This window comes from Streptomyces sp. NPDC031445 (assembly GCF_055581365.1).
The window spans coordinates 42,537-61,539 of sequence record NZ_JBVIJO010000018.1 but is presented as its reverse complement, the minus strand read 5'-3'; the positions used below and the strand labels follow the sequence as shown (position 1 = coordinate 61,539).

Annotated in this window: 21 protein-coding genes; 12 read left to right on the top strand and 9 right to left on the bottom strand. The window is 73.1% G+C overall.

Going from position 1 to position 19,003, the window contains the following annotated elements; all coding sequences use genetic code 11:
* Together ACZ5DC_RS35975 and bioB are read right to left on the bottom strand one after the other, a co-directional pair.
* On the bottom strand, window positions 1-1,281 hold the full coding sequence (locus ACZ5DC_RS35975) for an adenosylmethionine--8-amino-7-oxononanoate transaminase (protein ID WP_468659919.1): 1,281 nt from the start codon (window positions 1,279-1,281) through the stop codon (window positions 1-3).
* Window positions 1,274-2,425, bottom strand: coding sequence for a biotin synthase BioB (gene bioB / locus ACZ5DC_RS35970; protein ID WP_468659917.1), 1,152 nt, complete (start codon window positions 2,423-2,425; stop codon window positions 1,274-1,276). The genes ACZ5DC_RS35975 and bioB overlap by 8 nt, the downstream gene beginning before the upstream one ends.
* A 147-nt stretch (window positions 2,426-2,572) precedes the next feature.
* On the opposite strand from bioB, the gene ACZ5DC_RS35965 reads away from it, so the two are divergent.
* Window positions 2,573-3,700 carry an 8-amino-7-oxononanoate synthase gene (locus ACZ5DC_RS35965; RefSeq protein ID WP_468659915.1) on the top strand — a complete coding sequence of 376 codons (1,128 nt, stop codon included), beginning with the start codon at window positions 2,573-2,575 and terminating at the stop codon, window positions 3,698-3,700.
* Between the two features lie 76 nt (window positions 3,701-3,776).
* On the opposite strand, the gene ACZ5DC_RS35960 is transcribed toward ACZ5DC_RS35965, so the two are convergent.
* Window positions 3,777-3,998 (bottom strand): DUF397 domain-containing protein, encoded by a 222-nt coding sequence (locus tag ACZ5DC_RS35960; RefSeq protein WP_468659913.1) that lies wholly within the window; start codon window positions 3,996-3,998, stop codon window positions 3,777-3,779.
* A gap of 9 nt (window positions 3,999-4,007) precedes the next feature.
* Window positions 4,008-4,868, bottom strand: a complete 861-nt coding sequence (locus tag ACZ5DC_RS35955) for a helix-turn-helix domain-containing protein (RefSeq protein WP_366751695.1) — start codon at window positions 4,866-4,868, stop codon at window positions 4,008-4,010.
* A gap of 212 nt (window positions 4,869-5,080) precedes the next feature.
* On the opposite strand from ACZ5DC_RS35955, the gene ACZ5DC_RS35950 reads away from it, so the two are divergent.
* On the top strand, window positions 5,081-5,536 hold the full coding sequence (locus ACZ5DC_RS35950) for an ATP-binding protein (protein ID WP_468659911.1): 456 nt from the start codon (window positions 5,081-5,083) through the stop codon (window positions 5,534-5,536).
* Between the two features lie 1,049 nt (window positions 5,537-6,585).
* Here the strand turns inward: ACZ5DC_RS35950 and ACZ5DC_RS35945 are convergent.
* The 3 genes from ACZ5DC_RS35945 to ACZ5DC_RS35935 form a co-directional block, all read right to left on the bottom strand.
* Window positions 6,586-7,059, bottom strand: a complete 474-nt coding sequence (locus ACZ5DC_RS35945; RefSeq protein WP_468659909.1) for a C40 family peptidase — start codon at window positions 7,057-7,059, stop codon at window positions 6,586-6,588.
* Between the two features lie 575 nt (window positions 7,060-7,634).
* Window positions 7,635-7,940 (bottom strand): hypothetical protein, encoded by a 306-nt coding sequence (locus tag ACZ5DC_RS35940; RefSeq protein ID WP_468659907.1) that lies wholly within the window; start codon window positions 7,938-7,940, stop codon window positions 7,635-7,637.
* Between the two features lie 7 nt (window positions 7,941-7,947).
* Window positions 7,948-8,583, bottom strand: a complete 636-nt coding sequence (locus ACZ5DC_RS35935) for an ATP-dependent Clp protease proteolytic subunit (protein ID WP_468659905.1) — start codon at window positions 8,581-8,583, stop codon at window positions 7,948-7,950.
* An 86-nt stretch (window positions 8,584-8,669) separates the two neighbouring features.
* Here ACZ5DC_RS35935 and ACZ5DC_RS35930 point away from each other — a divergent pair, with 86 nt between their 5' ends.
* The 8 genes from ACZ5DC_RS35930 (at window position 8,670) to ACZ5DC_RS35895 (ending at window position 15,443) form a co-directional block, all read left to right on the top strand.
* Window positions 8,670-8,948 (top strand): type II toxin-antitoxin system Phd/YefM family antitoxin, encoded by a 279-nt coding sequence (locus tag ACZ5DC_RS35930; RefSeq protein ID WP_468659903.1) that lies wholly within the window; start codon window positions 8,670-8,672, stop codon window positions 8,946-8,948.
* A gap of 227 nt (window positions 8,949-9,175) precedes the next feature.
* Window positions 9,176-9,478: an urease subunit gamma gene (locus ACZ5DC_RS35925; RefSeq protein ID WP_366751689.1), complete on the top strand. Its 303-nt coding sequence runs from the start codon at window positions 9,176-9,178 to the stop codon at window positions 9,476-9,478.
* Window positions 9,479-9,487: 9 nt separating this feature from the next.
* Entirely contained in the window at window positions 9,488-9,799 is a 312-nt protein-coding gene (locus tag ACZ5DC_RS35920) for an urease subunit beta (RefSeq protein ID WP_468659901.1), read from the top strand.
* A complete protein-coding gene (locus ACZ5DC_RS35915) occupies window positions 9,792-11,513 on the top strand; it encodes an urease subunit alpha (RefSeq protein ID WP_468659899.1) in 1,722 nt (573 codons plus the stop codon). Before ACZ5DC_RS35920 ends, ACZ5DC_RS35915 begins: the two co-directional genes overlap by 8 nt.
* A complete protein-coding gene (locus ACZ5DC_RS35910; RefSeq protein WP_468659897.1) occupies window positions 11,513-12,187 on the top strand; it encodes an urease accessory protein UreF in 675 nt (224 codons plus the stop codon). The genes ACZ5DC_RS35915 and ACZ5DC_RS35910 overlap by 1 nt, the downstream gene beginning before the upstream one ends.
* Before the next feature lie 61 nt (window positions 12,188-12,248).
* A complete protein-coding gene (gene ureG, locus ACZ5DC_RS35905) occupies window positions 12,249-12,926 on the top strand; it encodes an urease accessory protein UreG (protein ID WP_468659895.1) in 678 nt (225 codons plus the stop codon).
* Window positions 12,914-13,681: an urease accessory protein UreD gene (locus ACZ5DC_RS35900; protein WP_468659893.1), complete on the top strand. Its 768-nt coding sequence runs from the start codon at window positions 12,914-12,916 to the stop codon at window positions 13,679-13,681. The genes ureG and ACZ5DC_RS35900 overlap by 13 nt, the downstream gene beginning before the upstream one ends.
* A 166-nt stretch (window positions 13,682-13,847) precedes the next feature.
* On the top strand, window positions 13,848-15,443 hold the full coding sequence (locus ACZ5DC_RS35895; RefSeq protein WP_468659891.1) for an alpha/beta hydrolase: 1,596 nt from the start codon (window positions 13,848-13,850) through the stop codon (window positions 15,441-15,443).
* Between the two features lie 92 nt (window positions 15,444-15,535).
* Here ACZ5DC_RS35895 and ACZ5DC_RS35890 read toward each other — a convergent pair whose 3' ends face one another.
* Together ACZ5DC_RS35890 and ACZ5DC_RS35885 are read right to left on the bottom strand one after the other, a co-directional pair.
* Window positions 15,536-16,558 (bottom strand): NAD-dependent epimerase/dehydratase family protein, encoded by a 1,023-nt coding sequence (locus ACZ5DC_RS35890; protein WP_468659889.1) that lies wholly within the window; start codon window positions 16,556-16,558, stop codon window positions 15,536-15,538.
* 58 nt (window positions 16,559-16,616) lie between these two features.
* Window positions 16,617-17,339 carry a lysophospholipid acyltransferase family protein gene (locus ACZ5DC_RS35885; protein ID WP_468659887.1) on the bottom strand — a complete coding sequence of 241 codons (723 nt, stop codon included), beginning with the start codon at window positions 17,337-17,339 and terminating at the stop codon, window positions 16,617-16,619.
* Between the two features lie 504 nt (window positions 17,340-17,843).
* Here ACZ5DC_RS35885 and ACZ5DC_RS35880 point away from each other — a divergent pair.
* Together ACZ5DC_RS35880 and ACZ5DC_RS35875 are read left to right on the top strand one after the other, a co-directional pair.
* Complete coding sequence (locus ACZ5DC_RS35880; RefSeq protein WP_468659885.1) at window positions 17,844-18,254, top strand: DUF6153 family protein; 411 nt, start codon at window positions 17,844-17,846, stop codon at window positions 18,252-18,254.
* 92 nt (window positions 18,255-18,346) lie between these two features.
* On the top strand, window positions 18,347-18,991 hold the full coding sequence (locus tag ACZ5DC_RS35875; protein WP_468659883.1) for a DUF305 domain-containing protein: 645 nt from the start codon (window positions 18,347-18,349) through the stop codon (window positions 18,989-18,991).
* Window positions 18,992-19,003: the final 12 nt, after the last annotated feature.

Sequence of the window (19,003 nt, the reverse complement as noted above, 5' to 3'; positions counted from 1 at the left end):
TCATCCCTCCCGCGCCGCGGCGCACACCGCGCGCGCGATCCGCGCCACGTCCTCGTCCGAGGTGACGTACGGCGGCATCGTATAGATCAGGTCGCGGAACGGGCGCAGCCACACGCCCTCCCGCACGGCGGCGTCCGTCGCGGCCCTCATGTCCACCGCGTGGTCGAGCTGGACGACCCCGATCGCGCCGAGGACGCGGACGTCCCGCACCCCGGGCAGGCCGAGCGCCGGCGCCAGGCCCTCCCGCAGGGCCGCCTCGATCCGCTTGACCTCGGCGAGCCAGTCCTGGCCCCGCAGCAGCTCGACGGAGGCGCAGGCCACGGCCGCGGCCAGCGGGTTGCCCATGAACGTCGGCCCGTGCGCGAGCACCGGCACCTCGCCCCGCGAGATGCCGTCGGCGACCCGCGCGGTGCACAAGGTGGCCGCCATCGTGAGGTAGCCGCCGGTCAGCGCCTTGCCCACGCACATCACGTCCGGGCTGACGGACGCGTGGTCCGCCGCGAACAGCGCGCCGGTGCGGCCGAAGCCGGTGGCGATCTCGTCGAACACCAGCAGCACGTCGTGCGCGTCGCACGCCTCGCGCAGCACCCGCAGGTAGGCGGGGGAGTGGAACCGCATCCCGCCCGCGCCCTGCACCACCGGCTCCACGATCACCGCGGCCAGCTCGTCGGCGTGCCGCGCGATCAGCTCGCGCAGGTGGTCCGCGTACGCCTCCTCGTACCCGGCGGGCGGCGCGTCCGCGAACACCTGGCGGGGCAGCACACCGGTCCACAACTGGTGCATTCCGCCCTCGGGATCGCACACGGACATCGGGTTCCAGGTGTCGCCGTGGTAGCCGCCGCGCCAGGTCAGGAGCCGCTGCTTGCCCGGCCGGCCGAGCGAGCGCCAGTACTGGAGGCACATCTTCACGGCGACCTCGACCGACACGGACCCCGAGTCGGCCAGGAAGACGTGCTCCAGACCGTCAGGCGACATGTCGACAAGGAGCTTCGCGAGCCGGACGGCGGGCTCGTGCGTGAGCCCGCCGAACATGACATGGCTCATCCGCCCGAGCTGCTCGCGCACGGCCTCGTCGAGGACCGGGTGGCGGTAGCCGTGGATGGCCGACCACCACGACGACATGCCGTCGACCAGTTCGCCGGACCCGTCCGCCAGGCGCAGCCGGACCCCGCTCGCCGCCTCCACGACGAGCGGTTCCGCGCGGCCGGGCATCGGGCCGTACGGGTGCCACACGTGCCGCCGGTCCAGTTCCAGCAGCTCCGGCACGCCGAGTTCAGGCATTGGGCGCGAGGTCCGTCCCGGCGCCCCGGCGGCGGACCGCGACCAGGTCGGTCCGCGGCTCGCCCGCCACCGCCGGCGCCGGCCCGCAGACGCCGCCGCCCTCGTGGCAGCCCCCGGTGTCCCCGCAGGCCGCGGCCTCCGCCCGGTGCTGCGGCAGCGTCACCTGGTCGGCGCCCTCCACCTCGAACCCGGCGTCCGCGATCATCTCCAGGTCGGCCTTGCCCGCCTGGCCCTCGCTGGTCAGGTAGTCGCCGAGGAAGATGGAGTTGGCCAGGTGCAGTGCCAGCGGCTGCATCGTGCGCAGATGGACCTCGCGGCCGCCCGCGATCCGGACCTCGACGTCCGGGCAGACGAACCGGACCATCGCGAGGATCCGCAGGCAGCGCTGCGGGGTGAGGTTCCACTCCTTGGCCAGCGGGGTGCCCTCGAACGGGATCAGGAAGTTCACCGGAACGGAGTCCGGGTCCAGCTCCCGCAGCGAGAACACCACGTCGACCAGGTCCTCGTCGCTCTCGCCCATGCCCGCGATCAGCCCGGAGCAGGCGGACAGACCGGCCGCGTGCGCCTTCTGCACCGTGTCTACCCGATCGGCGTACGTGTGGGTGGTGGTGATGTCCCCGTACGTGGACTCCGAGGTGTTGAGGTTGTGGTTGTACGCGTCCGCGCCGGCCTCGCGCAGCCGTTCGGCCTGGCCGTCGGAGAGAAGGCCGAGGCAGGCGCACACCTCGACGCCCTCGTTCTGCTCCTTGATGGCCTTGATGGTCTGCGAGACCCGGTCCACGTCCCGGTCCGTCGGCCCGCGTCCGCTGGCCACCAGGCAGACCCGCTTGGCGCCGCCCGCGAGGCCCGCGGCGGCGGCCTGGGAGGCCTCGTCCGGCTTGAGCCAGGTGTACTTCAGGATGTCGGCCTTGGAACCGAGCCGCTGGGAGCAGTACGAGCAGTCCTCCGGGCACAGGCCCGACTTGAGGTTCACCAGATAGTTGAGTTTCACCCGGCGCCCGAACCAGTGCCGGCGCACCTTGCCGGCCGCGGCCACCACGTCGAGCAGGTCGTCATCGGAGGTGGCCAGCACGGCGAGCGCTTCCTCGCGGGTCGGCAGCTCGCGCCGAAGCCCCTTGTCCACCAGCGTGTTCAGCAGGTCCATGAGCCCTGATCCTGTCCTACGGGACCGCCCCGGGCCAAGGAGACTTCGCACAACGGAGCACGTTCACCGTGTGGGTATTGCCACACACTGGGCGGCTGGTCGTACCGCTAGGGTCTGTCCGCTACCTACAAAAGCACCGGAGGACCCATGGCGTTCGGCTGGATCGACGAGCAGGCCGGGGCGCGCCGCCGCGCCGGGCTCGTGCGCACCCTGCGTCCGCGCCCCGCCGACACACCGCTGCTGGACCTGGCGAGCAACGACTACCTGGGCCTGACCCGCCATCCGGAGGTCGTCGAGGGAGCGGCCGGGGCCGCCCGGACCTGGGGCGGCGGCTCCACCGGTTCCCGGCTGGTCACCGGCACCACGGCCCTGCACACCGAACTGGAGCGGGCGCTGGCCGCGTTCTGCGGGTTCGAGGCCGCCCTGGTGTTCTCCTCCGGGTACGCCGCCAACCTGGCCGCCGTCACCGCGCTCGGCCCGCACGGCTCGCTGATCGTGTCCGACGCGGGCAACCACGCCTCCCTCATCGACGGCTGCCGGCTGGCCCGGGGCGAGACCCAGGTCGTCGGGCACGCCGATCCGGACGCCGTGCGCAAGGCCCTGGCCGGACACGCGGGAGACGCGATCGTCGTGTCCGACACGGTGTTCTCCGTCGACGGGGACCGGGCGCCGCTGACCGCGCTCGCCGAGGCGTGCCGGGAGCACGGCGCGGGGCTGGTCGTGGACGACGCGCACGGGCTCGGCGTGCTGGGCGACGGCGGCCGGGGCGCGCCGTACGCGGCGGGGCTCGCCGGCGCGCGGGACGTGGTCGTCACGGCCACCCTGTCCAAGTCGCTGGGCAGCCAGGGCGGGGTGGTGCTCGGTCCGGCCCGGGTGATCGACCACCTGGTCAACGCGGCCCGGACGTTCATCTTCGACACCGGCCTGGCGCCGGCCGCGGCCGGCGCCGCGCTGGCCGCGCTGCGCTTGCTGGAGCGTGAGCCCGAACGGGCGGCGCGGGCCCGGGAGGTGGCCGCGGAGCTGTACGCACGGCTGACCGCCGCGGGTCTGGACGCGGTGCGTCCGGACGCCGCGGTGGTCTCCGTGCGGGCTCCGTCCCCGGAGCGGGCGGTGCGCTGGGCGGCCGACTGCCGTGCGGCGGGCCTGGCCGTGGGCTGTTTCCGTCCTCCCTCCGTGCCCGACGGCGTCTCACGGCTGAGGCTGACCGCCCGGGCGGACCTCTCCGGGGCGGAGATCGAACGCGCTGTACGAGTCATCGGCGAAACGCGACCATGAGTCGGCGTACACGGCCGTGTGCCGCACGAGGGTGATGAACGGGTGATCGGTTCCGATCGGAGTGGCTCACCTCCGGTCAGAGCGTGAGGACGAACTCCGACCAGCTGCGGGCGGAGAAGAGCAGAGCGGGTCCGGCGGGGTTCTTCGAGTCGCGCACGGCGAGCAGTCCGGCCCCTGGGCCGGAGCGCGGCCGGGCCGTCTCCACGCAGTTGTTCGCGCCCGTGCTGTAGCTGCTGCGCAGCCAGCGCACGGCGTGCAGGTCGGTACTGGCAGGGACGTTCCGAGGCAGAGCTGACATGGTGCCTCCTTACGCGCCGTCACCTATCCCGGCGATGTAGTCCAACGATTCCTCGGGGGAAAGGGCGTGGAACTGAAGGGTGTTGAAGGCCTCGGAGTAGGCCATGAGGTCTTCTTTCCGCTCCAGGTAGAGGCTACTCGCCAACTGGTCGAGAACTACCACGTCCAGATCAGAAGTGCTCGGAAATGAGAAGATAACGAAAGGGCCAGTGAGGCCGACATGTGCCCCCGCCGCGAACGGCAGCACCTGGAGCCGTACCTGGGGCAGCCGGGCCGCCTCCATCAGCCGTTCCAACTGCCGGGCCATCACCTCCGGACCCCCGACCTCGCGGCGCAGCACCGCCTCGTCCAGTACGGCGCTCAGCACCAGCGGCGGATCGGAACGCAGCACGTCCTGCCGGGCCAGGCGCACCTCCACCAGCGTGTCCAGGCGGTCCTCGTCCAGGTCCTTCACGGCCGCACGGGTCACCGCGCGGGCGTACTCCGGTGTCTGGAGCAGCCCCGGCACCACGGTCGTCTCCAGGGTGCGCATCGCGCTCGCCTGCGACTCCAGGCTGATGAAGTCGCGGTAGGTGGGCGGCAGCACCCCGCGGTAGGCGTGCCACCAGCGCGGCCGGCCGCCCGCGTCCTCCGACCCCGCCAGCATCAGCAGCAACTCGCGCAGATGCGCGTCCCGCACCTGATAGGCGTCGAGCAGTAACCGTAGATCGGCCGGTTTCACACCGCTGGCGCCGGTCTCGATGCGGCTCACCTTCGACTGGTGCCAGCCGACCAGACGGGCGGCCTCACCGCTCGTGAGCCCCGCACCGGTGCGCAGCATGCGCAGTTCGGCGCCCAGTTTGCGGCGGCGCACTGCCGGACCGTTCTGCATGGGCTCCTCCTTACTCCTTCCGGGCCGCCCACATACGGTCTCGCGTCGCAGAGTTCACCGCTTCGAGCGACAGATATATGCATATCTTGGTGGATCGCTCCCCGTGACCGCGCGTTGGTGGCAGTCTGGCGAACAAGCACCAGTCCGGGACCGTACTCGAACCCTCCGCCACATGTCGGACCACGGCCCCGTGGGAAAGGGACGACGTCGCCATGGCAGACCACCTGGAAGCATCCGTCACTCTGCCGAGCGATCCGGCCTCGGTCTCCGCCGCCCGTTCCTACGTCGTCGGCACCCTGGCGGAGTGGGGCCTGCCGTCCGACACCGATGTCGCCGACACCGTCCGGCTCATCGTCTCCGAACTCGCTACGAACGCCGTACAGCACACCTTCGGCCAGTCACCCACCTTCACGGTCGACGTCGCGCTGCACCATGACGAACACCTGCGCATCGGCGTCACGGACAGCCATCCCCGCTTCCCGAAGAGACTGCCCGCCGCGGTCCAGCAGGACAACGGCCGCGGCATGGTCATCATCCGTTGCCTCACCGCCGAGTGCGGTGGCAGACTCCGCGTCCGCCCCACGCGCGAGGGCGGCAAGACGGTCTCGATCGAACTGCCCTGGACGGTCCCGGCGACCCCGGTACCGGCGGGCCCCCAGGAGCCGTGACCCTCCGGGCGGGGCGGGGGCGTTCCCGGCCCGGCAAGACCTCGAACTGCCGCCGGAGGGCGCGGCACCTTGCGGATCAGCGGCTGCCCGTACATCTCCACCGGCGGCAGACGCGAGCAGGCCCGGCGAGCGCGTGCCTCGGCCGGGTGATGGGCGTGGTGAGCACCGGATCTCCCTCGCCGGCCGGTCGACGTCCGCGACCGGGACGCGCACGTAGGCACCTCCGGCGGCCGGGAAGGAACCGAGCCGCAGCGCGCCGCCCGTGAGCCGGGTCAGCCATGCCGACTCGTGCCGGGGCGGACTGCTGGGAGGGCGCGGGCGGCGCGTGCCCGAGTCCCGGCGGGCGGCCCTGGTGATCGTGCCGGCCTCCGCCACGCCGGGACGCCGCCGGACTGGCCGCCATGTCGGGCGCCGGCGTCACGCGGTCGGCGCGAGCCCCCGCCCGCGCCGACGCGGCCCGCGGGCCGACGTCGCGCCCGGGCCGGGCCTGGCCCCCGCGGCGGGGACGCTTCGAGCGCGGGGCGGTGCCTATGCGCCCCGCGCTCGGCGTCTGACCGCCGGGGGCGCTTCGGGGGCCCACTCAGGCGTCGACGTGGGCTGCGGGGCGGCGTCGCGGGCGGAGCCTCGGTGCAGGCCGCTCTGGCGGTAGCCGGCGTTCGCTGCCGGTCTGGCCCGTGCCGGGGCCGAGCTGGGGCGCGAGGCGGTGCCTATGCGCCCCGAGTTCGGCGTCTGACCGCCGGGGACGCTTCGGGGGCCCACTCAGGCGTCGACAGGGGCTGCGGGCGGGCGGAGCCCCGGCGCAGGCCGCTCTGGCGGTAGCCGGCGTTCGCTGCCGGTCTGGCCCGTGCCGGGGTCGAGCCGGGGCGCGAGGCGGTGCCTACGCGCCCCGGAGCGACGTCACAGCCCCCGGAACGCTTCGGCAGCCACCCGCGCGCCGGGCGGAGCCGCGGTTCCGGGGGCTCACCCATGGCTCGCTTCGGCCGGCCCCCAGGCGCCCCGGCGGCGACGGCGGCCCTGCTGCTGGAGCCGCTCCTGGTGTGACGGCCGGGTCAGCTGACCCGGCCGTACCAGACGCTCTTCGTCCAGATCTTCTCGAGCTTCACCACGTCCCCGGTCTTCGGGGCGTGCCAGATCTTGCCGTGACCCGCGTAGATGCCGACGTGGTAGACGTACGAACCCGAGTGGAAGAAGACCAGGTCGCCCGCCTTGCGGCTTCTGGAGGAGATGTGGTGCGTCTTGTTGTACTGCTGGGCGGCGGTGCGCGGCAGCTTCTTGCCGGCCTTCTTGAAGGAGTAGAGCGTCAGCCCGGAGCAGTCGAACCGGCGCGGACCGGTGGCTCCCCATGCGTAGGGCGCGCCCTTCTTGGAGGCCGCGACCTTGAGTGCTTTCGTCGCCATCGTCGCGGCGGAGGCGTCGGTGGCGAAACCGGGCAACGCGATCGAGCCGCCCACGGCGGCGAGGGTCAGAGCCGAGGCCGTGCCGGCCCGGGCCATCAGCGACGGGACACGATTGAGCGCAGTCATGCGCAACCCTTCGTCAGCCGCCTGTGAAGGATGACCTGTCGGATTCGGGCTGGCGAAGTTGCCCGGCCGCGTTGCCACGGCTTCACCCCAAGGGTCACCCGGAGCCGACGACCGTCCGTTGCGTACGGACGAACATCCGTTCCGGCGACCCGTCTTGCTTGGGTCCTCCACTCCTGCCGATCCACTCCGTCGACCGGTCATCCGGGCGGCGGCAGGATTCGGCGTCCGCCCGGATCGCCCCGCCGCGGTGGCGGGGGCTTGTCGTCAGACACGGATCTTGGCTCACGACTGTCCGAAAATCCCAACGGAATCGGGGATTTGTGGCGTTACTCACCACTCACCCGTTCGGGTGGACACTGCTCTGTTCGAGCGTCCGTCAGAACCCGGACGTAGCCCCCGACCTGGGGCGAAGCGGCTCCCGGCGGCCACCGCGGTGGCGCCTGGCGCAACTCGGGAGGCCCGGAAAAGGATCTGGAAGTACACCGGTCGGCGGTACGTCGTTCGGGCCGTTTCAAGTCCCGTCCGAACGACGCGTGTCGACGCGCCGGGCCGGCCGGACCGGCGGGGCGTCCGCGTCAGCCGACGCCGTCCGGCGGGAGCGCGACGCGAGCGGCCCGGCGCTCACCGTCCAGCACCCGCAACGCCCGTGCCAGCGTGTCCCCGTGCAGCTCCGTCTCGCCCCGCTGGTGCATCAGCGCGAGCGCGTCCCGCAGCTCTGCCGCCTTGCGCACCAGCGCCTGGGCCGCACGCAGCCCGCGGTAGGTGTCCCCGGGCCGGGCCGGGTTGATGCGGCCCAGCAGGTCGACCGCCTCCAGGTAACGGTCGATCAAGTCGCCCTCGGCGCGGGTCAGTGCGGGCAGGGGCGGCAGGTCCGGCTGCATGGGCGGCTCACCTCGCGTCCGGTGCGCCGGGCGTGTCCCGGCGGCTCGGCACGATGCCGTCCACCAGGCCGTAGGCGACCGCCCCGGCGGCGTCCAGGATCAGGTCGCGCTCCAGGTCCTCGTGGACCTGCCCGGCCGTGCGCCCCGTGTGCCGCGCGAGCATCTCCGCGAGCGTCGCCCGGATCCGGGTCAGCTCCTCCGCCTGGATGAGCAGGTCGCTGGGCTGTCCGCGCACCGGCTCGGGCAGCGCGGGCTGCTCCAGCACCATGCGGGCGCCGGGCAGCGTGAACCTCTTGCCCGGGGTGCCGGCCGCGAGCAGCACCGCGGCCGAGGCGGAGGCCTGGCCCAGGCAGTAGGTCGCCACGTCGCAGCCGACGTAGCGCATCACGTCGTAGATCGCCGTCATGGCGTCGAACGAGCCGCCCGGGGAGTTGACGTACAGCGTGATGTCCCGGTCCGGCGCCGCGTGCTCCAGGTACATCAGCTGCGCGGTCACGTCGTTGGCCGCCGCGGTGTCGACCTGCGTGCCGAGGAAGACGATCCGGTCCTCGAAGAGCTTCGCGTACGGATCGAGGGTGCGCACGGCGCTCCCGGTGCGTTCGGTGAACTCGGGCAGGACATGGCGGGCGGACGGTCGGGACATGGACGTACCCCTCCTCGTGACGAGGCCTCGATGGGCTCGACTTCTGTAAAAAATGTACAGGACGTACGTGACGTTATGATGGGGGTATGGCCTACGAGATTCCGGTGACGCAAGCCAGGGCTGAACTCGCCGACCTGATCAACCGCGTGGTGTACGGCGGTGAGCGCGTCGTCGTGACCCGGCACGGCAAGCCGCTGGTCGCGCTGGTCTCGGCCGCCGACCTGGAACGGCTGGACGCCCTGGACGAGCCGGCCGAGGAGCAGATCATCAGCTCCGTCTCCGGGGTCCACGAGGCCGGTTCCGCCCCCCGCGAACAGCGGCGCTTCGGGATCGCGGCGGAGCACCGCCGGCCGGGCGCTCCCTGAGCCCCGCGTCCCCGCGGGAGCCCATCGGCCGGTCATGGGCCGGCCAAGGTCTGGTTAACGTCGTTGAAACTCCGGCGTTCTACCCTGCCCATCCACGCCACCAGGGGTTTTTCTGCCCCGGATTGACGAAACTCCGGCAATTTGTCTGTGTGTTACATCTGTCCCCGTCGTGGTGGCCGCGGCGACCGGACCCCGCACGGTCCGGAGCAAGGACTGTGAGGTGGGACGTGCAACTGACCCCGCACGAGCAAGAGAGGCTGCTGATCCATGTGGCGGCCGACGTGGCCGAGAAGCGCCGGGCCCGGGGGCTCAGGCTCAACCACCCGGAAGCGGTCGCCCTCATCACGTCGCACGTCCTGGAGGGCGCGCGGGACGGCCGCACCGTCGCCGAGCTGATGTCCTCCGGCCGCAAGATCCTGACCAGGGACGACGTGATGGACGGGGTCGCCGAGATGATCCACGACGTCCAGGTGGAGGCCACCTTCCCGGACGGCACCAAGCTCGTCACCGTCCACGAGCCGATCGTCTGAGGAGCCGCGATGATTCCCGGAGAGATCCTGTTCGCGGACGACCCCGTCGTGTGCAACGCGGGCCGCGAGGTCACCCGGCTGACCGTCCTCAACGCCGCCGACCGGCCGGTCCAGGTCGGCTCCCACTACCACTTCGCCGAGGCCAACCCCGGTCTGGAGTTCGACCGCGCCGCCGCCCGCGGCAAGCGGCTCAACGTCGCCGCCGGAACCGCCGTCCGCTTCGAGCCCGGCATCCCCGTGGCGGTCGAGCTCGTGCCCCTGGCCGGCGCCCGGATCGTGCCGGGGCTGCGCGGGGAGACCGGAGGCGCCCTCGATGCCTGAGATCTCCCGCGCCGCCTACGCCGACCTGTTCGGCCCCACGACCGGCGACCGCATCCGGCTCGCCGACACCGACCTGCTCATCGAGATCGAGGAGGACCGCTGCGGCGGCCCCGGCGGCTCCGGGGACGAGGCGGTCTTCGGCGGCGGCAAGGTCATCCGCGAGTCCATGGGCCAGTCCCGCGCCACCCGCGCCGAGGGCACCCCCGACACCGTGATCACCGGCGCCGTCGTCGTCGACCACTGGGGCGTCGTCAAGGCCGACGTCGGCATCCGCGACGGCCGGATCACCGCCCTCGGCAAGGCCGGCAACCCGGACACCATGGACGGCGTCCACCCGGACCTCGTCATCGGCCCCGAGACCGAGATCATCGCCGGCAACGGGCGCATCCTGACCGCCGGCGCCATCGACGCGCACGTCCACTTCATCTGCCCGCAGGTGGCCGACGAGGCGCTGGCCTCCGGCGTCACCACCCTGGTCGGCGGCGGCACCGGACCCGCCGAGGGCTCCAAGGCCACCACGGTCACCCCCGGCCCCTGGCACCTGGCCCGGATGCTGGAGGCGATGGAGGCCTACCCCGTCAACGTCGGCTTCCTCGGCAAGGGCAACACCGTCAGCCACGAGGCGATGCTCTCCCAGATCCGCGGCGGCGCCGTCGGTCTCAAGCTGCACGAGGACTGGGGCTCCACGCCCGCCGTCATCGACGCGGCGCTCACGGTGGCCGACCGCACCGGCATCCAGGTCGCCATTCACACCGACACGCTGAACGAGGCCGGGTTCGTCGGCGACACCCTCGCCGCCATCGGGGGCCGGGGCATCCACTCGTACCACACCGAGGGCGCCGGCGGCGGCCACGCCCCGGACATCATGACGGTCGTCTCGCAGCCGAACGTCCTGCCCAGTTCCACCAACCCGACCCGGCCCTTCACCGTCAACACGACCGAGGAACACCTCGACATGCTGATGGTGTGCCACCACCTGAACCCGGCCGTCCCCGAGGACCTGGCGTTCGCCGAGTCCCGGATCCGGCCCTCCACCATCGGCGCGGAGGACATCCTCCACGACCTCGGCGCGATCTCGATCATCTCCTCCGACTCCCAGGCGATGGGGCGCGTGGGCGAGGTGATCCTGCGCACCTGGCAGACGGCCCACGTCATGAAGCGCCGGCGCGGCGCCCTGCCGGGCGACGGCCGCGCCGACAACCACCGGGTCCGGCGCTATGTGGCCAAGTACACGATCAACCCCGCGCTCGCCCAGGGCCTCGCCGCCGAGACCGGCTCCGTCGAGACCGGCAAACTCGCCGACCTGGTGCTGTGGGAACCCGCCTTCTTCGGGGTCAAGCCGCTCCTCGTCATCAAGGGCGGGCAGATCGCGTACGCGCAGATGGGCGACGCCAACGCCTCCATCCCCACCCCGCAGCCGATCCTGCCCCGCCCGATGTACGGCGCCATCGGCCGGGCGCCCGCCGCCAACTCCGTCAACTTCGTGTCGGACCTGGCGATCGAGGACGGGCTGCCGGAACGGCTGGGGCTCGGCAAGCGGTTCGCGGCGATCCGGTCCACGCGCGCGGTCACCAAGGCCGACATGCGGGAGAACGACGCCCGGCCGGACGTCCGGATCGACCCCGACAGCTTCGCCGTGCACATCGACGGCGAACTCGTCGAGGCCGCCCCGGCCGCCGAACTGCCCATGGCCCAGCGCTACTTCCTCTTCTGATGTCCAGGGCAGCACTGCTCGTCCTGGCCGACGGCCGCTTCCCCGCCGGAGGGCACGCGCACTCCGGCGGGGCGGAGGCCGCCGTCAGGGCGGGCCGCGTCACCGACGCGCCGAGCCTGGAGGAGTTCTGCCGGGGCCGGCTGCACACCGCCGGGCTGGTCGCGGCGGCACTGGCGGCGGCGGCCGTCCTCGGCACCGACCCGGGCGAGCTGGACGCGGCGGCCGACGCGCGTACGCCGTCCCCGGCCCTGCGGGCCGCCGCGCGACGCCTCGGCCGGCAGCTGCTGCGGGCCGCCAGGGCGACCTGGCCGTCCGCCGAACTGGACGCCGTGGCCCGCCGGTTCCCCAAGGGCGCCCACCAGCCCGTCGTACTCGGCCTCGCCGCCCGGGCGGCCGGGCTCGCTCCCGGGGACGCGGCCCACTGCGCGGTGTACGAGAGCGTGAGCGGACCGGCGACGGCCACCGTGCGGCTGCTCAGCCTCGACCCGTTCGACGCGACCGGCGTCCTCGCCCGGCTGGCCCCCGAGCTGGACCGCGTTGCGGACTGTGCCGTGGAGGCGGCGCGGAGGGCGGCCGACGAGGGGGCCGACACGCTGCCCGCGGCCTCCGCACCCCTGCTGGAGGTGGACGCGCAGTGGCACGCGGGCTGGCCCGTGCGGCTGTTCGCGTCATGAGTCCGCCCACCCGCACGCGCGACGCGCCCGGCCGAGAACCCACCGATCACAGGAGCCGTACATGCACCTCGACCACGCCCACCCCGCCCCCGCCGCCCTCAGCGCGGACGCGCGCCGCCCCGACGGGACCCGCCGCGCCCTGCGGATCGGCCTCGGCGGCCCGGTCGGCTCGGGCAAGACCGCCACCGTCGCCGCCCTCTGCCGGGCGCTGCGCGACGAATTGTCGCTCGCCGTCGTCACCAACGACATCTACACCCGCGAGGACGCCGAGTTCCTGCTCCGGGAGGCCGTGCTGCCGCCCGAGCGGATCACCGCCGTCGAGACGGGCGCCTGCCCGCACACCGCGATCCGCGACGACATCTCCGCCAACCTCGAAGCGGTGGAGGACCTGGAGGACGCGGTCGGCCCCCTGGACCTGATCCTCGTCGAGTCCGGCGGCGACAACCTCACCGCCACGTTCTCCAAGGGGCTCGTGGACGCCCAGGTCTTCGTGATCGACGTGGCCGGCGGCGACGACATCCCGCGCAAGGGCGGACCCGGCGTCACCACCGCCGACCTCCTCGTCGTCAACAAGACCGACCTCGCCCCGCACGTCGGCTCCGACCTCGCCCGGATGGCCGCCGACGCCAAGGCACAGCGGGGCGAACTCCCCGTCGTCTTCCAGTCGTTGCGCGGCGAGACGGGTGTCGCCGACGTGGCCGCCTGGGTCCGTGAGCGGCTCGCCGCGTGGGCGGCGTGACCGTCACCGGGGTCCGGGGACGCGTCCGGATCGTCGCCCGTGCCGACGGCCGCGGCGGGACGGCCCTGCCCGTCCTGGACGGCGAGGGCCCCCTGGCGCCGCGCCGCACCCGGTCGGCCGGAGCCGAGGCGAGGGTCATGGTCGTCGGCGCCATGAGCGGGCCGCTCGGCGGTGACCGCTTCACCCTGGACGCACGGGTGGAGGAGGGCGCCCGGCTGTACGTCGGGTCGTCCGCCGCCACCCTCGCCCTGCCGGGCCAGGCCAAGGACGAGGCCCGCTACGACGTCCGGCTGGAGGTGGCCGCCGGTGCCGAACTGCACTGGCTGCCCGAGCAGTTGATCTCCGCGGGCGGCAGCGACCTGCGCGTCACCACCCGGGCCGACCTCGCCGCCGGCGCCCGGTTCGTGCTGCGCGAGGAGCAGGTGCTGGGGCGGGCCGGGGAGGCGCCCGGACGCCTCACCAGCCGGCTCACCGTACGGGTCGCGGAGCGGACCGTACTGGACCAGGAACTGGCCTGCGGACCCGGCGCACCGGGCGGCTGGGACGGGCCGGCCGTGCTGTCGGGGCGCCGTGCCGTGGGGCAGCTCGTCGTCGTCCGACCCGAGTTCGCCGAAGCCCCGGTGGCCGCGCGGATGCTGGGGGAGCACGCCTCGCTGGTACCCCTGGCCGGGCCCGCCGCCCTTGTCACCGCCGTCGCGCCGGACGCGCTGCGACTGCGCGGGCTCCTGGACGAGGCACTGGCCGAGCTCGGCTGAGGCATCCGGGCCGTCCGGTGAAGCCGTCGGGCCGCCCGAGGGACCGAACATGATCGTCCGGTTATCGGATTGGTAAAGATAGGTGACGACCCCTGTTCTCAGCCGACTCACAGCCGAGAGGATCCCCGCCTGACAACTCGCAGCGAGGTACGGGGAGGGGCCCCACTTGAGGGAGAACAGACCGAAGAGCCGCCTGCTGGCACTCGGTTCCGCTGGAGCACTCGTCACCGCCACCCTGATCGCCGGCGTGGTCTCGGCTCCCACGGCCGGCGCCACCGGCAGGCCCGCGCAGGACCGGGAGGCCAAGGGCGCCGAGATCGCCGCCGCCCGGGCCGCCAAGACGGGCATCGACTGGCAGGACTGTCCGGCCGACTGGGGGCTGGAGAAGCCCATCCAGTGCGGCTGGGTCAGCGTGCCGCTCGACTACGCCCACCCCTACGGCAAGCAGATCAAGCTCGCCGTGGACCGCATCGGCAACACCGGCACCAAGAAGGAGCGCCAGGGCGCGCTGGTCTACAACCCGGGCGGCCCCGGCGGCTCCGGTCTGCGCTTCCCGCGCCGGGTCACCACCAAGGCCCCGGTGTGGGCGAACGTGGCCAAGGCCTACGACTTCGTCGGGTTCGACCCGCGCGGCGTCGGCCACTCCGCGCCCATCTCCTGTATCGACCCGCAGGAGTCCGTCAAGGCACCCAAGATGGACCCGGTGCCCGACACCGAGGCCGACAAGACCGCGCAGCGCAAGCTGGCCCGCGAGTACGCGGAGGGCTGCGCAGAGCGCAGCGGCGCGATGCTGCCGCACATGACCACGCCGAACACCGCCCGCGACCTCGACGTCATCCGGGCCGCGCTGGGCGAGAAGAAGCTCAACTACCTCGGCGTCTCCTACGGCACCTACCTGGGCGCCGTCTACGGCACGCTCTTCCCGGGCCACGTCCGCCGCATGATCGTCGACAGCGTGGTCAACCCCTCCCGCGAGAAGATCTGGTACGAGGCCAACCTCGACCAGGACGTCGCCTTCGAGGGCCGCTGGAAGGACTGGCAGGACTGGGTCGCCGCCAACGACGCCGCCTTCCACCTCGGCACCACCCGCGCCGCCGTCCAGGACAAGTGGCTCCAGCTGCGCGCCACCGCCAAGAAGAGCCCGATCGGCGGGGTCGTCGGCCCGGCCGAGCTGATCTCCTTCTTCCAGGGCGCGCCGTACTACGACTCCTCCTGGGTGCCGGTCGCCACCGTGTTCAGCAAGTACTTCGCCGGTGACACCCAGGCGCTGGTCGACGCCGCCGCCCCCGACCTGTCGGACACGGCCGGCAACATCAGCGCGGAGAACGGCAACGCCGTCTACACCGCCGTCGAGTGCGCCGACGCCAAGTGGCCCACCAGCTGGCAGAAGTGGAACCGGGACAACACCCGGCTCAACAAGGACTACCCGTTCCTGACCTGGGCCAACGCCTGGATGAACCTGCCCTGTGCCACATGGCCGGCCAAGCAGCACACCCCGGTCGAGGTCAGGACGCACCAGGGACTGCCGAAGGTCCTGATCGTGCAGTCCACGCGGGACGCCGCCACTCCGTACGCGGGCGCCGTCGAACTGCACAAGCGCTTCAAGGGCTCCCGCCTGATCACCGAGAAGAACGCGGGCTCCCACGGCGTGACCAGCCTGGTCAACCCGTGCATCAACCAGCGCGTCGACGCCTACCTGCTCGACGGCACGCTGGACGGCAAGGACGTGACCTGCGCGCCGCACGCCACGCCCAAGCCGTGACCGCACCGGCACGGTGACGAGGGGCGGCCGGACCTTCCCGGCCGCCCCTCTCCCACGCGGCCCTCCCGCCCGGCCGCCCTCCCGTACGGTGGCTAAGCCGTGCGCCAGGCGTCCTCCGCCGCGTAGTCGAACAGGTCCGGGTACGCCTGGGCGAGCACCGGGAAGGCCTCCCGCCAGTCCCGGCCGCGCAGCGCCCCGGTCAGCCACTCCACCGTCTCCGGCAGGCTCTCGGCGTACGACACCACCGGCTTGTAGCCCACCTCCCGCTCGGCGGCGGACATGTCGAACACCAGCGGTCCCGGCACCGACCACGGGGTCGCGCCCACCGAGCCCTCGGGCGGCCCGTCGAGGTAGGTGGTCCGGGTCTCCACCCCCATCACGGCGTCGATCGCGGCACCGATCCCGGCGACCGTCGGCGCCTGGCCGTCACAGGCGTTGAGCACCCGGGAGCCCGGCCGGGCCGCCGCCAGCCGCACCAGTTCGGCGATGTTCCGGACACTCGCCGGATGGAACCGGCTCTCGCCCCGGTACGCCAGCACCCGCTCGCGCCGCCCGTCCAGGTTCCGCCGCACGAAGTACAACTCGCGCGGCAGCGCGCTGTACGGCCCGTGCACCGCGCCCGCCCGCAGCACGGTGACCGGCAGCCCGGCGCCGGGAGCGAGGAGTTCCCGTTCCAGCGCGGCCTTGCGGGTGCTGTAGGTGGCCTCGCCCGGAGCGACCGTCGGCTGGGTCTCGGGAACCGGCACCGGGTAGCCGGGGAAGCCGTCCGGCTCGCCCATCGTGTCGAAGCCCCGTCCCGCGCCGTCCTCGTACACGGACACGCTGGAGATCACCACCGCCGATCCGATCCGGCCCGCGAGCCCCGTCACCTGCCGTGCGTGCCCGGCGCCGTAGGCGACCACGTCGACCAGCAGGTCGCAGCCGTCGCCCACCACCGCGGCCAGGGCCGTGCCGTCGGCGCGGTCCAGCCGTACCGTCCGCACCCCCTCGTCCCACGCCGCGTCCCGGCCGCCGCCGCGTGAGGCGGCCGTCACCGCCCAGCCGTCCCGCGCCAGCGCCTCCACCACCGGACGCCCGATCTGCCCGCTCGCCCCGATCACTACAGCTGTCTTCATACGCCGAGCCTAGGCATCCGGACCCGGCCCGCCACCGTCCTTCTGCCGACAGCAGAGGTCAACTGAGCGGCGCCCGCGGGAACCTGCGCCGCGCGCTCTGCTCCGCCGCCTGCCGCTCCTTGACGACGGCCGCGTACTCGTCGACGTACTCCTGCCCGGACAGCGCCAGGATGGCGTAGACGATCTCGTCGGTGACCGCCCGCAGCACGGTCTTCTGGTGCTCCATGCCGGCGTAGCGCGAGAAGTCCAGGGGCTCGCCGAAGCGGATGGTCACCGGGTGGAGCCTGGGGACGACCTTCCCGGGCGGCTGTGCCTCGAACGTGCCGATCATCGCGCACGGCACCACCGGGACGCCTGCCGTGAGGGCCATCACGGCGACCCCGACCTTGCCCTTGTAGAGCCTGCCGTCGTGCGACCGGGTGCCCTCCGGGTAGATGCCGAGCAGTTCCCCCCTGCGCAGCACCCCGAGCCCCTCACGGATCGCGGCCTGCCCCGCCTCCTTGCCGGAGCGGTCCACCGGGATCTGCCCGGCGCTGCGGAAGAAGAACGCGGTGAGCCGGCCCTTCACGCCGGGACCCGTGAAGTACTCCGCCTTGGCGAGGAAGGTGATGCGGCGCTTCAGTATCGCCGGCATCAGGAAGTGGTCGGAGAACGACAGGTGGTTCCCGGCGATGATCGCCGGACCCGAGGCGGGCACGTGCTCCAGACCCTCGATCCGGGGCCGGAAGACCACCCGGAGCAGCGGGCCGAGGACCACGTACTTGAGCAGGTAGTAGAACACGGCTCGCTCCTCACTCTGCCGGTTCCCCTTCGAACCGGCGTTTCCCCAGGTCGACCCGGGATCGGCGGGCATGGGCCGACGTGCGCCTGCCGTCATCTGTAGCCATGTTCAGGGGGTCTTATGCTGGCCCGTTGCCGAATCGGCTGATGGCCGGTCAGAACCGGGGACTCCATGGACCGGCGGCCCCGGACGGCGGCTGCCGTCGACGGGAGGCAGGGTGGTCCCGAGGCCGCGGCGGCCGACGCCGGATCGTCCGTTCCGGGCGGCCCTGCAAAGGTGCGTGTGCGCGCCGGGTCAGCCGATGCTCACGCTGGCCGGGGAGGAGGAGCTGACGGCACGGGCGCACCCGCGCGACGCGGCCCTTCCGAAGGCTGACCTGACGGCCCGGCGCGCCCGCTGCCTCTCGGGCGGCCGCCCGCACCGCTCGCCCGAGCCGCCCCGCACCACGGGAACCCGGCGTGCCCCCGCACGCCGGCCGCATCCGGCCCTCGTACGATGTCCCCGATGACCGGCACCCGAGCACACGCCCCGCGACCGCCCCAGCGGCGGCACCGCGGGCTGCTCGTGCTCGCCCTGCTGGCAGGGCTGTTCGGGATGCACGCGCTGGCGCCCGGCGGGGGCATGGCTCACGCCGGACACCCCGGGCACGCCCGGGCCGGGTACGGCGCGGTCGCCGTGAGCGCGCCGGACGACTGCCCGGACGCCGCCGGGCACTGCGGCGGCGAGCGGCTGCACCACGCCGACCCGAGCTGTGCCTCGGGCGCCCTCGACGGCGGGCCCCGGCTGCCCGTGCCGGCCGCCGGCCCGGTGGCCGTCGTCGCACCGGCCGCCTGTCCGCGCCCCGGTCCGGCCACCGCGCCGGACGGCGCCCGTGCCCCGCCCGATCTGGCGGAACTCCAACTCCTGCGGATCTAGAGCCGCCCCGGCCGCCGCCTGCCCCGGCGCAGGCGCCGCGGTCGTGTCCACGCGTGCCCGACATCCCTTCAGAAACAGCAGGAGTTACCCGCATGACCATCCCTACCCTGACGCGCCGCGCCGCCCTGGCCGCGGTCGCCGTGACCGGCGTCCTCGTCCTGGCCGCCTGCGGCGGCGACAATGACGGCGCGGGTGGCGGCCACACCGGCCACGGCCCCTCCGCCACCGCGAGCGCGCCGGCCGCTCCCGGCGCGTCGGCCACCGCGCACAACGCCCAGGACGTCTCCTTCGCGCAGGGCATGATCCCGCACCACCGGCAGGCCCTGGAGATGGCGAAGCTCGCCGGCGGCCGGGCCTCCTCGGCGCGGGTGAAGGACCTGGCCTCGCGCATCGAGAAGGCGCAGGACCCGGAGATCCGCACCATGACCGGCTGGCTGACGTCCTGGGGCGAGCAGGTCCCCATGGCCGGCATGGACCACCCCGGCCACTCCGGGATGTCCGGCATGTCCGGCATGATGAGCGAGGCCGACATGACGGCCCTGGAGAAGGCCACCGGCAAGGACTTCGACACCAAGTTCCTGTCGATGATGGTCGACCACCACACGGGCGCCGTCGAGATGGCCACCGCCGAGAAGGAGAAGGGCCGGTACGGCCCCGCCAAGACCATGGCGGACGCCATCGTCACCGCGCAGAGCGCCGAGATCAAGGAGATGAGGCAGCTCCTCGGCACGGAGTGACGGCACGGCGGG

Coding starts and splice junctions, on each gene's coding strand:
- ACZ5DC_RS35975 (WP_468659919.1), bottom strand. CDS start 1,281: ATGCCTGAACTCGGCGTGCCGGAGCTGCTGGAACTGGACCGGCGGCAC.
- bioB (WP_468659917.1), bottom strand. CDS start 2,425: ATGGACCTGCTGAACACGCTGGTGGACAAGGGGCTTCGGCGCGAGCTG.
- ACZ5DC_RS35965 (WP_468659915.1), top strand. CDS start 2,573: ATGGCGTTCGGCTGGATCGACGAGCAGGCCGGGGCGCGCCGCCGCGCC.
- ACZ5DC_RS35960 (WP_468659913.1), bottom strand. CDS start 3,998: ATGTCAGCTCTGCCTCGGAACGTCCCTGCCAGTACCGACCTGCACGCC.
- ACZ5DC_RS35955 (WP_366751695.1), bottom strand. CDS start 4,868: ATGCAGAACGGTCCGGCAGTGCGCCGCCGCAAACTGGGCGCCGAACTG.
- ACZ5DC_RS35950 (WP_468659911.1), top strand. CDS start 5,081: ATGGCAGACCACCTGGAAGCATCCGTCACTCTGCCGAGCGATCCGGCC.
- ACZ5DC_RS35945 (WP_468659909.1), bottom strand. CDS start 7,059: ATGACTGCGCTCAATCGTGTCCCGTCGCTGATGGCCCGGGCCGGCACG.
- ACZ5DC_RS35940 (WP_468659907.1), bottom strand. CDS start 7,940: ATGCAGCCGGACCTGCCGCCCCTGCCCGCACTGACCCGCGCCGAGGGC.
- ACZ5DC_RS35935 (WP_468659905.1), bottom strand. CDS start 8,583: ATGTCCCGACCGTCCGCCCGCCATGTCCTGCCCGAGTTCACCGAACGC.
- ACZ5DC_RS35930 (WP_468659903.1), top strand. CDS start 8,670: ATGGCCTACGAGATTCCGGTGACGCAAGCCAGGGCTGAACTCGCCGAC.
- ACZ5DC_RS35920 (WP_468659901.1), top strand. CDS start 9,488: ATGATTCCCGGAGAGATCCTGTTCGCGGACGACCCCGTCGTGTGCAAC.
- ACZ5DC_RS35915 (WP_468659899.1), top strand. CDS start 9,792: ATGCCTGAGATCTCCCGCGCCGCCTACGCCGACCTGTTCGGCCCCACG.
- ACZ5DC_RS35910 (WP_468659897.1), top strand. CDS start 11,513: ATGTCCAGGGCAGCACTGCTCGTCCTGGCCGACGGCCGCTTCCCCGCC.
- ureG (WP_468659895.1), top strand. CDS start 12,249: ATGCACCTCGACCACGCCCACCCCGCCCCCGCCGCCCTCAGCGCGGAC.
- ACZ5DC_RS35890 (WP_468659889.1), bottom strand. CDS start 16,558: ATGAAGACAGCTGTAGTGATCGGGGCGAGCGGGCAGATCGGGCGTCCG.
- ACZ5DC_RS35880 (WP_468659885.1), top strand. CDS start 17,844: ATGACCGGCACCCGAGCACACGCCCCGCGACCGCCCCAGCGGCGGCAC.
- ACZ5DC_RS35875 (WP_468659883.1), top strand. CDS start 18,347: ATGACCATCCCTACCCTGACGCGCCGCGCCGCCCTGGCCGCGGTCGCC.